The organism is Psychrobacter sp. NG25 (assembly GCF_015234355.1).
Taxonomy (GTDB): domain Bacteria; phylum Pseudomonadota; class Gammaproteobacteria; order Pseudomonadales; family Moraxellaceae; genus Psychrobacter.
Map to the genome: position 1 here is coordinate 101,651 of NZ_JADGMV010000003.1, position 13,867 is coordinate 115,517.

The following is a 13,867-nucleotide window of genomic DNA, read 5'->3' on the forward strand; positions in this document are numbered from 1 at the left end:
TCTGCGGCGACAGTACTTTTTAAATAAACACCTCATAATTAAGCACTTTCTAAATAATTATTTTCTACATAAATCGTTTTGGTTGAGCGCATGATATTACCGGCATTGTCTGTGGCTTCTAAGAGAATAGTATTGCTACCTAAAGCCAATAAGATACGATCCTTAAAATGACCTTCAGTATCCACTTCCAAGGTATGTGCTGACTCTTCGTTAAGCGTATAAGTTAGCGATTTAACACCATTGCTGTCTTGTACTTGGCCTGAGACAAATAAGTCTGCAGTCGTGCTATAGCCATCCGTAAAGTTACTATCGGTGGTTAATAAAGGCGGCGTTCCATCAATGATAGCGACGGCCATGTCAGAACCATCATCGCCACAAGCTGCAACTACCAAAGCAGTGGCAACGAAAGTCATGGTTGGAATAAGGTGAGATAAGCGCATAAAAAACCTTAATAAATTCACAGTAGTATCATGTCAAAGCATCAAGATAGCGAGCAGTAGAGGTGCAATCACTATATTTGATAGGCTTAGCACGTTTGACGTGGCTCATCACATTTTTACAATTGAGGTTACATCAATCATGAGACAAGCTTAATAATAATATTGCAAATAGGAAATATTATCAATAAATAAATGAGAAGGCAGTATCATTATTAGCAATATCATTATCAGCAATACGGCCTTCTCACTTAACGATTGATAAAACATCACGTATCTATTATGAAACGCATGCTATAACCATTTGAGTCTTTTGAAGTTATAAAATAGATAGCCACATAACGAACCAATAATGAGCATAATCACAAGGTAAGAATACTGCCAGTGTAGCTCAGGCATAAAGTCAAAATTCATCCCATAGATACCAGCGATGGCCGTCGGTACAGCTAAAATACCTGCCCAAGCTGCCAACTTACGCACCACTTCATTCTGTCCCATATTGACCATGGCCATATAAGTGTTCATGACCACGCTGAGCATTTCATTAAGCCCGTTGATCGCATCTAGAGAGTGTAATAGATGGTCATTAACGTCACGAAAGTAGGGCTTTGCCGCTTGAGAGAAGCCAGAGACCAGTTCGCTTTTTTTATGATTGATAAAAAAACTACAGATGTCTTGTACCGGTAAAATAATGGCACGCATATGTACCAATTGCGATTTTAGCTCATAAAGGTTTTTTAGCGTGCTCTTGTCAAACTCAGAGGTAAAAACGTAGCGCTCTTGCTCACGTAGGTATCGGCCCAAGCGATCGGTGACTGGCATATAGTTATCAACGATAAAATCGAGGATGGCATGCAGCACAAATATGGGTCCCATACGCAGCTTTTCAGGTCGACGATTACAATGCTCACGGACAGGTGCGTAGGAGTTTGATGGGCCATTGCGAATAGTGATTAGGTAGTTTTTACCCATAAATATCGCTGTCGTACCATAACGAATAACTTTGTCTTCCAGCTTGGCCGTACGCAATACGACGAAGACCATGTCGTTGTCATAATTCTCGACTTTGGCGCGTTGATGATCAGCGAAAGCATCTTCAATCGCCAGTTCATGCAGACCAAATGCTTCTTTGACTTTGACCATGGTCTCTAGGCTAGGATCGTATAAACCCAGCCAAACAAACTGACCGTTGTTACTCAAAGCGCGACTCACATCGTTCAGGGCGACTTTATTAAGTTTTTCGCCCGTCTTACGCGAATAAGCATAGCAATTGACAACCTCATCCTCACTCGACAAGTCAATATCTTCATAGCGCTCAGAATCAGGATCGTAGACCGTCATGGTCTCGATGGTATCTTCGTTCGTTGCGTCAGTATCGCCGTAGATATAACTGCCGTTATTGTCTAAATATAAATGTGAGTCATTCATATCGGCATAAAGACGGCTGATATTGGAGTCGGGTGCAATACGCGCTGTTTTCTGAATCAACTGATCATTATTGTTTTCCATACACCCTCCTTTAATAAGTAGTACCAATCCCAAAAAATACGATTAGCTGTGTCAAACTTGTTTAGTCTACAATGCGTAGTACTTGCACTCGTTTTCCTTGCGACTATAATTTTTGTAAATGGTATAAAAAAATATATCGATACCGCAATTCATGTCATAACTAATGTCACAACTTATGCCACGCTCTAAAGGGCATAGCGCTTTAACGTCTCAATATCCACTAAGCTCAATAAACTCTCATGACACGCTTCGAGTTTGATTTGCGGTGCAATATCGAAGTCTAGCGCTTCAACCCAGCGTAGGGCACAGATACACCAGTAGTCACCAGGTTTGAGGCCCGCAAAATTATATTCAGGGAGCGGCGTAATAAGGTCATTGCCACGACTGGCAGAAAAGTTTAAAAACTCGCTGGTCATCTTGACGCAAACAGTATGCTGACCGACGTCGTGATTGCCAGTATGACAAAAGCCATTGCGGTAGTAGCCAGTGATAGGATCAAAGCAGCAGCTGGCAAGCGCTGTACCTAAAACATTGGTTTGATTGATGGCTGGGTTTGGGTGATAATCAGATGACATAAGGCTTCCGAGATAAAAGTATGCGTTAGTGTATCATGAGTCTGCCGCAAAGGCGTTGTTCTAACCATGCTCATGATTGTCTTTATTGTATAGAATGATTGTGACATTTCTGAATCGAACTATTACTTATATAGGGTATAGATAATCTTCATCGTTTTAGTGTTGATAAGGCGTAATTAGATAGTGATTGTGGCCAATTGTCACTAGGCGAACCTTAACTGCTATGCTAAACTAAAACCGTAAAGCGCCTTGATTATTTATCGCCGTTTATTAGCGTATAAAGATACTCGTCTTATCATTCTAAATAATACTTATTACTCACCCTTTTGCGGTTACCTAGTTTGTTTATAAATAATTGGGTCAATGATGTTGTGCGTTAAAAATAAAAAATGCGTGACGTCAATGCAATTGTAAATATAACCTTTAAGTACCGCATCAGTACCGCGTTTTTGGTAAGCGATACGCCAAACAAGGATTTATTGTGTCTGTCAGTCCTGATTTTGCAAAACCTGCCCCGTCAAATACTACCAATCAAGCAGCGACTCAGCATGCCAACGATGCTGCTGCATCTAATAGCACGCCGTATCTCAGCCATTTTTCTAGCGATGTTGCCAACAGCTGGCTATTGCCTGATGGTGTGGTCGATGTGTTGTTTGAAGATGCGCATAAGCAAGAAGTGCTTAGGCATCAATTGACTAAGCAGCTTATCTCTCATGGCTATCAGCTCGTAAGCCCACCAATGATTGAGTTCACTGAGTCATTGCTAAGTGGCGCCTCAGAAGATTTAAAACGTCAAACCTTTAAAATTATCGATCAACTAACAGGTCGATTGATGGGGTTGCGTGCTGATATCACACCACAGATTTTGCGTATCGATGCACATCATGGTGGTACAGGTATTGCGCGTTATTGCTATGCAGGCGATGTCATTCATACTTTGCCATCAGGCCTATTTGGCTCACGTACACCTTTGCAGCTCGGTGCTGAGATATTTGGTTGTGCCTCGCTTGCCGCAGATATTGAGCTGATAGATGTGTTATTCACGATGGTGAATACACTGAATATGAGTGCTGCGCTACATATAGACTTGGGCCACGTCGCCATATTTAAGCGTTTAGCAGCGTTGGCTCAATTGTCTGATAATGACACTGAGCAACTGATGCATTTATATGCCAATAAAAACTTGCCAGAGCTGAAGCGTGTCTGTCAGTCATTGCCATTGGGTGATGATTTTTATGCATTGGCACGCTTTGGCCATGACATTACCAACCTGTTGGCAAGGTTGTCAGAGAGTGCACAGCAAGACACGCAAGTCGCGACTGCTATCAATGAATTACAACGTCTAAAAACACATCTACAAGAGCAGTGGCAGTGCCCTGTGAGTATCGATGTGACGGAACTATCAGGCTATCATTATCACACTGGTATCATATTCAACGGCTATATCAATAGTGAGACTCAGCCACTGGTACGTGGCGGTCGTTTCGACGGTATGCAAAGCGGCAATCAGTTAGCACTCAATCAGCCACGTGAAGCCACTGGCTTTAGTATGGATGTCAGTCGTTTGCTAGCACACACGCAGCTCGAGGCGCCAATTATCGTATTGGTCGACTATGAAGCATTGAGCAGTGCTAGCCAAGAGCAAATGCAGACGCTGTTGCAGCAAGTTGAGAGTTTACGCCAGCAAGGCTATCGAGTCACCATGCCATTGGATATAGCAGATTGCCCAGTTGGCATGACGCATCGCTTGAGCTTTGTCGATAATCATTGGCAGTTACAGAATATTTAAGCATTAATTTTAATAGTATTATCATTTTTTAACGTTTTTAAAATCAAGGTAACGAAAGTTATAGTTGATTCAGTTTAAAAGAGAGTCGAGTCAACCAAGCGCAGAGGTATATGTATACTTCAAGCGAGGTTAACGCTGTCACTCTTTTATATAAGATTGACTATATCACCGTTTTAAACCGTTATTGCACACACCTCAATACATAAAGGTAAGGATTGATCATGGGTAAGAATGTCGTAGTTTTGGGTAGCCAATGGGGCGATGAAGGTAAAGGTAAAATCGTTGATTTACTAACCGAAAAAGCCTCAGCAGTCGCGCGCTTTCAAGGCGGCCATAATGCTGGTCACACGTTAGTTGTCGATGGCAAAACCACCGTCCTGCATTTAATCCCATCAGGTATCTTACGTGAAGGCGTTACTTGCTTCATCGGTAACGGTGTCGTATTAGCCCCAGACGCACTGCTAAAAGAAATGAAAGAGCTAGAAGACAACAACGTACCTGTACGTGAGCGTCTGCGCATCTCACCGAATTGCCCACTAATCATGCCATATCACGTAGCGCTTGACCAAGCACGTGAAGCCAAACGTGGTAGCGGTAAAATCGGTACAACGGGTCGTGGTATCGGTCCTGCGTATGAAGATAAAGTTGCACGCCGTGCCATCAAGCTTGCTGATTTATTCCGTGAAGACTTAGAAGAAAAACTACGCAACTTGATCGAATATCACAACTTCCAACTGACTCAGTATTATAAAGTTGAAGCGATTGATTTTGATGAAACACTTAAGCTTTGTAAAGAATGGAAAGAAGAGATTAAGGGTATGGTTACTGATGTAACTGAAGACCTAAATCAATTGCGTCTTGCTGGCGAAAACCTGATGTTTGAAGGTGCTCAAGGTACGCTACTTGATATCGATCATGGTACTTATCCGTTTGTAACCAGCTCAAGTGTAACCGCTGGTGGCGTGTCTACTGGTACTGGTATCGGTCCATTATACTTAGATTACGTACTTGGTATCACCAAAGCTTACACCACGCGTGTTGGTAGTGGCCCATTCCCAACTGAATTGTTTGACGATGTTGGTGCTCATTTGGCCAAAGTCGGTCATGAATTTGGTGCGACCACTGGTCGTGCGCGTCGCTGTGGTTGGTTCGATGCTGAAGCATTACGCCGTGCAGTGGTACTGAACTCTATGTCAGGTATTTGCTTGACTAAGCTTGACGTATTAGATGGTCTTGAAGAGTTACTAATCGGTGTGGGTTACAACCTACCTGAGACTGAGTGTGCAGGCGCACATGATGCTGAGTTCTATGAGTCAGTTACGCCTAAGTACGAAACTATGCAAGGTTGGAGTGAGTCAACCGTTGGTGTAACCAACTATGACGACCTACCAGAAAATGCGAAAAAATACATCAAACGTATCGAAGCATTGATTGGTTGCCCTGTTGATATCATCTCAACTGGTCCTGATCGTGAAGAGACTATCGTATTGCGTGACCCATACGACGCGTAAGGATAGTGAACCAACTATGAAGCTGTTACTGTGTCAGACTCGCTTAATGTACTAATTGTACAATTCGCACTCGTCTTCATTGTATCAGCTTTATATTTGTTACACTCTCAACAGACTAAATAACCGAATGACAAAACCCTAGTGCTAAGCATTGGGGTTTTTGCTTTTAGCATGTTTTATGGTTTATGAATAATTTATACATATTAAATAGCATCTATCAAATTTATAGTTATGCAAGGTGCGGTCATAAATTAACCCTATCATTTATGGTCTCAATCATTATAATAGGCAGCAATCCTATGTTGGCGCTCAGGTTTTAGATTTGACTAACAATAAGTTAGTTAAGTCAGCCCAAGTCAACATTGTGGCCAAAGATAAAACAAAGCATTTACCATTTTATTTTTATCCAATTTATCATTTATTAGGAGCTTTTCATGGCTAACGAACGTACTTTATCTATCATCAAACCTGACGCAGTTGCTGGCAACCACATCGGTGCTATCTACAGCCGCTTTGAGCAAGCTGGTCTAAAAATTGTTGCTGCTAAAATGATGCAACTTGATGATGAAAAAGCAGGCGGTTTCTACGCTGAGCACGCTGAGCGTCCATTTTACAATGACCTAAAATCTTTCATGATGTCAGGCCCAGTATTGGTATCAGTATTAGAAGGCGAAAACGCTATCGCTAAGCATCGTGAAATCATGGGCGCAACTAACCCTAAAGACGCTGCTGAAGGTACTATCCGTGCTGATTTTGCTAATAGCATCGATGAAAACGCCGTTCATGGTTCAGATTCTGCAGAGTCAGCAGCACGTGAAATCAGCTACTTCTTCAATGAAGAAGACGTTTGTGCACGTACGCGCTAATATAGTAAACCAACTATAAACGATGACGGCATTAGACTTGTTTGCTGTAACTGCTATAATTAGCTAGTTACGATTTATCCTGGTCTTATTCGTACTGGTTTTATATTTGATTCACTGTATACGACTGACGTAGCAAATTAGCTGTCAATCAGTCGTATCGCGAGACGGCTTATATCTTATGGGTATAAGCCGTTTTAGCTATTATAATAATCTTATAGTCAAAGAATTATTAAACTGCTACGGCGTTACCCTCCTTAGATGTACTACTTGTACAATCTGCAGTCGGCTGCCTTGTATCCGCTTTAGAGTTCTTTAACCATATTATTCATTGAAATTTTTAATGGCTTGCCTCATTATTAATTTTACTGAGCGTTATCAATCCTTTATCAGCATGTTTTTATCGAATGCGCTCATAACGGATTGCTCATGCATTCATATATCATGTATGACAACATTCATATAAACAATTGCACCGCTTATCTAAGCTTATGCAAAAAGGTTATCTATTATGTCCACTGTTCAATCACCGATCCAACATGTCCCTGCTAAGCTGACAGATAGCATCAAGCTAGTTGATGAAGCTCAGGCAAAAACCAATCTATTAGGAATGACGCAGGCCCAACTTGCAGAGTATTTTAAGAGCATTGGCGAAAAGCCTTTTCGCTCAACGCAGGTAGTTAGATGGATATATCAGCAGGGCGTGACAGACTTTGAGCAAATGACCAATCTTAGCAAATCATTGCGTGATAAATTATCACTCAATGCTTGTGTCATTCCGCCAAAAGTGATTCATCGTCAATATAGTGATGATGGCACGCGTAAATGGGTGTTTGAAGTCACGGGTGGCTCATTGGTTGAGACCGTTCTTATTCCTGCAGATGACAGCAAATTGAATGGCCGTAAGACATTGTGTGTGTCTTCGCAAGTGGGCTGTGCGCTAGACTGTAGTTTTTGTAGTACGGGCAAGCAAGGGTTTGAGCGTGACTTAACCGCTGCTGAGATTATTGGACAGCTGTGGGTGGCCAATGCTTCTTATATGACTGACGAGAATGACAGCTTAGAAAACGTCGATCATAGTCTATGGGAAAATAACGTCACCAACGTCGTGATGATGGGTATGGGCGAACCGCTATTGAATTATAAGCCAGTGGTTGGCTCAATGGAGCTGATGCTCAGCGATCATGCTTACGGTTTGTCAAAGCGTCGCGTCACATTGTCAACTTCAGGCGTCGTACCTAAGATGTATCAGCTTGCGCAAGATATCGATGTAGCATTGGCCATTTCATTACATGCACCCAATGATGAGCTACGCAATGAGCTAGTGCCAATCAATAAAAAGTACCCGTTAGCAGAGCTTATCGCTGCGGCAAAAAACTATGTGTTTGATGTCAATCCACGTCACAAAAAACACGTCACGATTGAGTATGTGATGCTTGATGGCGTCAATGACAGCAACGAGCATGCTCATCAGTTAGTCGCATTATTAGAAGGGCTACCAAGTAAGATTAACTTGATTCCGTTCAATCCGTTCCCGCATGCAAACTATGACAAATCAAGCAACAACCGCATTCACGCTTTTAGCAACATACTAAGCGAAGCAGGTTTTGTTTGTACCATTCGTCAAACCCGCGGTGATGATATTGATGCGGCCTGTGGTCAATTGGTTGGACAAGTGGCAGATCGTACTAGACGCTCAGCCGCTTGGCAGCAAAGTATTAAAGACCGTGAAAATGTTTAATATGGTCTTAAACAGGTAGGTTTAGTGTTTAATTGTCTTCGAAGATAAGCTGTCTTTTATCTGTCACAATGGTAATAGAAATGTAGCGATAACAATAAGTATTGATGAGTACAGCAATTAATCACAACTAAATTGTACTTATGGGGGTTAAATCTATTAAACTGATGTTTCTTTGATCGAACGCATTGAATCACAGTTTTATGATGGCGGCTATGATGACTTCTAAAAATTCTTGTCAGTTCAAATATCAAACATTATTTTCTAAAGATGGTAAGCAGTTGATGACAGCAACTTCCCAAATGGCGACGTCGAAGCATATGATGCTGGCAACGGCATTTGCGGGGGTTCTACTGACTGGTTGTCAAAGCACATCGACCAATGAGTTGATTAATAATACGGCTTATCAGACATCCACACGGTCCAGCGATAACCGCAAGTCGGATCAACAAGAAGTCGCTCGTGTGCGCACCTCACTTGCTGCACAATATATTCGCGAAAAAGACCTCGACACTGCCCAACGCCAACTCGAAAAAGCCTTTATTGCTGATAGCCGTTACGCGCCAGCCTATGATATGATGGGCGTTTTGCTGCAGCAAGAGGGCAGTCAGCGCAATCTCGAAAAAGCCGATGAGTATTTCAAAAAAGCGATCTCACTCGATAAAGATTTTGAGCAAGCAAATAATAACTACGGCGTTTATCTGTCACAGATGAAGCGCTATAGTGAAGCGGCTGAGCAGTTTCAGATTGCAGGTTCAGCATTGGGTTACGAAGGGCGGATTGGTGCGTTAGAGAACTTAGGACGTACTTATTTACAGCTAGGTGACCGCAGTGCGGCTTCCAAAGCATTTTTACGTGCGCTTGATGGCAATCGTAATAGTATTATTGCTCATATCGAATTGGTAGATTTGTTGCTTGAGCAACAGCGTATTCCTCAGGCTCAAAGGCTCTATGATGAAACATTGGTGATAGTACAAAGACAGGGTGTTAGCCCGCGCGTACTATTACAAGGTATCAAACTTGCTGCTGCGCAAAACAATATACCGACACGTCAAAGATTAGCACAGCAACTTTTATCCGCTTATCCATTAAGTGATGAAGCAAAAAAACTTAAGACTTGGCTTAACAATCCAGAGGCACCATGGAAATGACCACCCCATCATTAAACACTCAATCTAACGCTCAGGGATCATTTGGTGCCATGTTGCAGCAAGCCCGAAAATCTAAGCAAGTCAGTTTAGAAGAGGCGGCCGCCGAGTTATTTATTTTAAAGCGTCATTTACAAGCGCTAGAAAATGAGAATTTTGCTGATTTACCACAAGCAACGTTTGCTCGTGGTTTTGCAATAAACTATGCCAAATTTTTGGGATTGGATGCAACCAAAGTCGCTAGTAGTTTTGATGCGGCTTATCCCAGTGAGCTTAAAGCTAAATCAGTTAATAATACCAATACACCACTGCGTCCAATGGGCACATTGCAGCGCGATACTCGCAACCGTATTCGCTTTAACCCATTACTGATTTTGGCGGTTATTGGCGTTATTGTTTTGGCAATTTTCTTATTCCGTATGGTAAGCAATGCCAGCAAAGAAAACAATGCAGAATCAGTACCTACAGTAGACGACGTATCTGAGATAGAACAAGCCCAAGGCGCTTCGATTGATAGCACGACTGGTGTTGGTGCGTCTGGCTCCGCATTAAATTTAGGCGGCGCTGAAGTAGGCCCAGCTGCGTTAGAAGTCAAACTGACTGATACTGCGGTCATTAGTATCATTGATGCCTCTGGTAGCACTTTAATAGAGGGTTCGCAAACTTCGGGTGATTATCAGTTGTCAGGCACGCCGCCGTTCAGTGTGAAAATCGATAACGTCGATAATGTTAGCTTAATGCTAAATCAAGAAGCGGTTGCGCTAGACACTTATGCAGCAACTGATAAGCAAGCCAGTTTTGAGTTAGCACCTTAATTGTCAAAACTAACAGCTGTTTAAAGCCAATAGCTGTTCATAGTTATTATAAACATGTGTCTTCTATATTTTTTTGCTCTAATGAAAGGGTTTGTCTATGTCAACGTCAGCGCCTATTAACCGCCGCCTTACCAAAAAAATATATGTCGGTGATGTCGCGATTGGTGGTGATGCGCCGATCAGTGTGCAAAGTATGACAAACACTGATACTTGTGATGTTGCAGCAACTGTCGCGCAGATCGAACGCTGTGTTGAAGCAGGCGCTGACCTGATGCGTGTCTCGACGCCCACGATGGATACCGTCAAAGCGTTTGGTGAAATTCGTAAATTGGTCAGTGTTCCATTGATTGCCGACGTGCATTTTGATCATAAGATTGCATTGGCAGTGGCCGAAGCAGGAGCGGACTGTCTACGTATCAACCCAGGTAACATTGGCAGCGATGCCAAAGTACGTGAAGTCGTCGCTTGTGCCAAACATTATAATATTCCTATTCGCATTGGTGTGAATGCTGGCTCTTTAGAAAAAGACATTCAGCGTAAATATACTGAGCCAACTGGCGCTGCCATGCTCGAATCTGCGATGCGTCATATTGATATATTAGAGCGTCTCAATTTTGATCAATATAAAGTATCGGTCAAAGCCAGTAATGTGTTTTTAACATTGGACGCTTATCGTCTTATATCGGCTCAAATCGACAATCCATTACATTTGGGCGTGACCGAAGCTGGCGTCTATCGTACGGGTGCCGTGAAGTCTGCGATTGCGTTAGGTGGCCTACTGTTAGATGGTATCGGCGACACCATTCGTATCTCTTTAGCTGCAGAGCCTGAAGAAGAAATCAAAATCGGTTTTGATATTTTAAAATCGTTAAATATTCGTTCTAATGGCGTTAACTTTATCGCTTGTCCAAGTTGCTCACGCCAAGAGTTTGACGTGATTAGAGTGATGACGGCTTTAGAGTCACGCTTAGAAGATGTACGCGAACCGATGAATTTGTCAGTGATTGGCTGTAAAGTGAATGGCCCAGGTGAGGCGAAGGAATCTGATATAGGTATCGTTGGCGCTGCACGTAAATCACTAGTCTATCGTATGGGTGAAAAAAGTCATCTTATAGACACCAATAACTTGGTTGACGAAATAGAAGGTATGGTACGCGCTCACGCCGCAGACCTCGCCAAACAGCGTGAAAATGAGATCATTCGAGTAAAATAACACGCTACTGTTAGTAAAAAAACTATAGATATACTTGTTAAAAATTTTAAGGATACGACCGTACCATGATTAAAGCTATCAAAGGGTTCAATGATATTTTGCCTGACCAGTCCGCAAAATGGTTACATTTAGAGGCAATACTGGCTGACGTTTTGGGCAGATACGGCTATGAGCACATTCGTTTGCCAATCGTTGAGCAGACCGATTTATTTGCACGTGCTATCGGCGGTGCAACAGACATCGTCGAAAAAGAGATGTATAGCTTTACTGATAAATCTGATCCACCAACGCCATTGGCGCTACGTCCTGAAGGTACCGCTGGTGCAGTACGTGCAGTGATTGAGCACAACCTACTGCGCGGTGATACACCAAAATTATGGTATATCGGTCCGATGTTCCGCTACGAGCGTCCACAAAAAGGCCGTTATCGTCAGTTTCATCAGCTGGGTGTCGAAAGCTTCGGTAGCGCATTGCCAGATGCTGATGCTGAATTGATTGCGATGACCCATTTAATGTGGCAAGAATTGGGTCTAAAAGACGAGATGCATTTGCAGCTGAATAGTCTAGGGGAGCTGGATGAGCGTTACGCTTATCGCGAAGCACTCGTGGCTTATTTGACGGATAAAAAAGATCAGCTTGATGAAGACAGCAAGCGCCGCTTGACGACCAATCCGCTACGCATTCTAGATAGCAAAGAAGCGAGCACCCAAGCCGTATTGGCAGACGCGCCAAAGTTGGCTGAGTTTTTGGGTGCAGAAAGTATGGCGCACTTCGAGCAAGTACAAGCGTATCTGACGACACTCGGTATCAAATTTGAGATTAATCCGCATCTGGTACGTGGACTTGATTATTATAATAAAACTGTTTTTGAATGGGTGACAGACAAGCTTGGTAGCCAAGCCACTGTGTGTGCTGGCGGCCGTTATGATGGTCTGATTGGACAGCTAAAATCAATCGGTACAGATGCCAATAAGCCAGTCAAATCTGAGCCCGGTGTTGGCTTTGCGATGGGGCTTGAGCGTCTATTATTATTGATGGAAGCGGTAGCACCGATTTCTGATATACCTGCTTGTGATGTATTTGTAGTTGCTCATCCAGAGGTCTATAGTGCTGGTATCGGCTATGCACAGAACTTGCGTTACAGTCGTCCAGATGTACGAGTCAAGATGGCTAGTGCAACCAGCCTAAAAGCGCAAATGAAAAAAGCGGATAAGTCAGGTGCTGCATTGACGGTTATTATTGCTCAGCAAGAATTGGACGATAATACTATTAGTGTGAAAGATATGCAGACGGGTGAGCAACAGACGGTTGCGACAGATTGGTTGTCGAATAAAGACAATTTTTCTCGTAACTGATCGGTTTCGGTTTCCTTAGTTTTAGTATCAGCAATTTAATATAAATTTATCAGGTAAATAGATATGGCTCTGACACCCAATTCGCCGAATGCAGACAACTCAATGCAAGCGTTAAAGCAATATGGCAGCTACATTGTCACTGCGATTTTATTGGCATTGGCAGCCTATTTTGGTTGGACGTACTGGCAGGACAATCATGCACGGGTAGATACTGTGGCGGCTGATAGTTATGCCGATATTCAGCGGTTGAATGAAGAAGTCAGTCTGTCCTCACAAAACCCTGATTTAGAAGCAGAGGCACAAGCAGCGCTAGAACAGAGCCGTACACAATTGAGCAGCGATATTGATACGCTGGTGAGTACGCATGGTGAGTCAGTCTACGCATGGCAAGCATTGATGATTAAAGCTCGTCATGAAGTTGATAATGACGATTTCGCTGCTGCTACAGAGACTTTTAAGAAAGCACTGGCAATCGATTTGGGTGATGCAGGCTTAGAGGCTATTACTCGTTTACGTTATGCGAAGACGTTGTTGGCGACAGGTGATACAGATGCTGCATTGGCAGAAGCTAAAAATGACATGCCAAGCTCTTTTGAAGCCAGTCAGCAAGAACTACTAGGTGATATCTACTTAGCACAAGACAATAAAGAATCAGCAGTCAAATCGTACAACAATGCTTGGGAGCTGTTACGTAGCCGTCAGGAAACGCGTGCAGTATTGGCGTTAAAGATGGAAAGTTTGGGCACGGTACCTGAGCCTATCGAAGACCAAGCCAGTCTTATTCAAACAGCAAACACTGCTGTCCAACTACCAGTAGCGGCTGATTCTTCTATAGAAGCTCCTGCTGCTGAGGTTACGCAATAGTCGTATCGTCGTAAATATTATTGACTAATAATGGCACTTGTATTCTACTT

At 42.8% G+C, this 13,867-nt stretch carries 12 protein-coding genes; 9 read left to right on the forward strand and 3 right to left on the reverse strand.

Annotation, left to right across the window (positions count from 1 at the left end; genetic code table 11):
• Positions 1-38: 38 nt before the first annotated feature.
• From IPZ60_RS05795 to IPZ60_RS05805, 3 genes are all read right to left on the reverse strand, one after another.
• On the reverse strand, positions 39-440 hold the full coding sequence (locus IPZ60_RS05795) for a hypothetical protein (RefSeq protein WP_194196916.1): 402 nt from the start codon (positions 438-440) through the stop codon (positions 39-41).
• A gap of 291 nt (positions 441-731) precedes the next feature.
• Entirely contained in the window at positions 732-1,946 is a 1,215-nt protein-coding gene (gene corA, locus IPZ60_RS05800; RefSeq protein WP_194196917.1) for a magnesium/cobalt transporter CorA, read from the reverse strand.
• A gap of 185 nt (positions 1,947-2,131) precedes the next feature.
• A complete protein-coding gene (locus IPZ60_RS05805; RefSeq protein WP_194196918.1) occupies positions 2,132-2,521 on the reverse strand; it encodes a DUF2237 family protein in 390 nt (129 codons plus the stop codon).
• Between the two features lie 481 nt (positions 2,522-3,002).
• On the opposite strand from IPZ60_RS05805, the gene IPZ60_RS05810 reads away from it, so the two are divergent.
• The 9 genes from IPZ60_RS05810 to IPZ60_RS05850 all read left to right on the forward strand — a co-directional run bounded on the left by IPZ60_RS05810 (position 3,003) and on the right by IPZ60_RS05850 (position 13,817).
• On the forward strand, positions 3,003-4,310 hold the full coding sequence (locus IPZ60_RS05810) for an ATP phosphoribosyltransferase regulatory subunit (RefSeq protein ID WP_194196919.1): 1,308 nt from the start codon (positions 3,003-3,005) through the stop codon (positions 4,308-4,310).
• A gap of 221 nt (positions 4,311-4,531) precedes the next feature.
• Positions 4,532-5,821: an adenylosuccinate synthase gene (locus IPZ60_RS05815; protein WP_110922316.1), complete on the forward strand. Its 1,290-nt coding sequence runs from the start codon at positions 4,532-4,534 to the stop codon at positions 5,819-5,821.
• Positions 5,822-6,255: 434 nt separating this feature from the next.
• Positions 6,256-6,687, forward strand: a complete 432-nt coding sequence (gene ndk / locus IPZ60_RS05820; RefSeq protein WP_110922317.1) for a nucleoside-diphosphate kinase — start codon at positions 6,256-6,258, stop codon at positions 6,685-6,687.
• A gap of 508 nt (positions 6,688-7,195) precedes the next feature.
• Positions 7,196-8,425, forward strand: coding sequence for a 23S rRNA (adenine(2503)-C(2))-methyltransferase RlmN (gene rlmN / locus IPZ60_RS05825; RefSeq protein WP_194196920.1), 1,230 nt, complete (start codon positions 7,196-7,198; stop codon positions 8,423-8,425).
• 212 nt (positions 8,426-8,637) lie between these two features.
• Entirely contained in the window at positions 8,638-9,573 is a 936-nt protein-coding gene (gene pilW / locus IPZ60_RS05830) for a type IV pilus biogenesis/stability protein PilW (RefSeq protein WP_227669252.1), read from the forward strand.
• A complete protein-coding gene (locus IPZ60_RS05835) occupies positions 9,570-10,385 on the forward strand; it encodes a RodZ family helix-turn-helix domain-containing protein (RefSeq protein WP_194196921.1) in 816 nt (271 codons plus the stop codon). Before pilW ends, IPZ60_RS05835 begins: the two co-directional genes overlap by 4 nt.
• 97 nt (positions 10,386-10,482) lie before the next feature.
• A complete protein-coding gene (ispG, locus tag IPZ60_RS05840) occupies positions 10,483-11,598 on the forward strand; it encodes a flavodoxin-dependent (E)-4-hydroxy-3-methylbut-2-enyl-diphosphate synthase (RefSeq protein ID WP_194196922.1) in 1,116 nt (371 codons plus the stop codon).
• Between the two features lie 65 nt (positions 11,599-11,663).
• Positions 11,664-12,953, forward strand: a complete 1,290-nt coding sequence (gene hisS / locus IPZ60_RS05845) for a histidine--tRNA ligase (protein WP_194196923.1) — start codon at positions 11,664-11,666, stop codon at positions 12,951-12,953.
• Positions 12,954-13,016: 63 nt separating this feature from the next.
• Positions 13,017-13,817, forward strand: a complete 801-nt coding sequence (locus IPZ60_RS05850; protein WP_194196924.1) for a tetratricopeptide repeat protein — start codon at positions 13,017-13,019, stop codon at positions 13,815-13,817.
• The last annotated feature ends 50 nt before the right edge of the window (positions 13,818-13,867 follow it).

Bases quoted from the DNA above. Each gene is read 5' to 3' on its own strand.
- hisS (WP_194196923.1), top strand. From the start codon at position 11,664: ATGATTAAAGCTATCAAAGGGTTCAATGATATTTTGCCTGACCAGTCC.
- ndk (WP_110922317.1), top strand. From the start codon at position 6,256: ATGGCTAACGAACGTACTTTATCTATCATCAAACCTGACGCAGTTGCT.
- pilW (WP_227669252.1), top strand. From the start codon at position 8,638: ATGATGACTTCTAAAAATTCTTGTCAGTTCAAATATCAAACATTATTT.
- IPZ60_RS05835 (WP_194196921.1), top strand. From the start codon at position 9,570: ATGACCACCCCATCATTAAACACTCAATCTAACGCTCAGGGATCATTT.
- IPZ60_RS05850 (WP_194196924.1), top strand. From the start codon at position 13,017: ATGGCTCTGACACCCAATTCGCCGAATGCAGACAACTCAATGCAAGCG.
- IPZ60_RS05805 (WP_194196918.1), bottom strand. From the start codon at position 2,521: ATGTCATCTGATTATCACCCAAACCCAGCCATCAATCAAACCAATGTT.
- IPZ60_RS05815 (WP_110922316.1), top strand. From the start codon at position 4,532: ATGGGTAAGAATGTCGTAGTTTTGGGTAGCCAATGGGGCGATGAAGGT.
- corA (WP_194196917.1), bottom strand. From the start codon at position 1,946: ATGGAAAACAATAATGATCAGTTGATTCAGAAAACAGCGCGTATTGCA.
- IPZ60_RS05795 (WP_194196916.1), bottom strand. From the start codon at position 440: ATGCGCTTATCTCACCTTATTCCAACCATGACTTTCGTTGCCACTGCT.
- rlmN (WP_194196920.1), top strand. From the start codon at position 7,196: ATGTCCACTGTTCAATCACCGATCCAACATGTCCCTGCTAAGCTGACA.
- ispG (WP_194196922.1), top strand. From the start codon at position 10,483: ATGTCAACGTCAGCGCCTATTAACCGCCGCCTTACCAAAAAAATATAT.